Genomic DNA, 256 nt, shown 5'->3' on the forward strand with positions numbered 1-256 from the left:
CCCATGAATCTTGCCGAATATGCGAACCATGATGCCACCGGCCTTGCCGGGCTCGTCCAGCGCGGCGAGGTGACTGCGGCCGAGCTTGCGGCGCTCGCCCGGCAGGCCTTCGAGAAGGTGGATCCGGCCATCAATGCCGTGGTCGAGTTCTATGCGGATGCCGAAACCCTGCCAGGCCCCGATGAAGGCGCCTTTGCCGGTGTGCCTTTCCTGCGCAAGGATATCGGCGCGACCGAGAAAGGCCGCCTGCAGGAAT

1 pseudogene is annotated in these 256 nt (G+C 64.8%); it reads left to right on the forward strand.

What is annotated here, in order from left to right:
- A pseudogene (locus NLU14_RS22450) lies at positions 1–256 on the forward strand (amidase); the annotation flags it as partial.

The sequence above is a fragment of the Marinobacter iranensis genome (assembly GCF_029207565.1).
GTDB lineage: Bacteria > Pseudomonadota > Gammaproteobacteria > Pseudomonadales > Oleiphilaceae > Marinobacter > Marinobacter iranensis.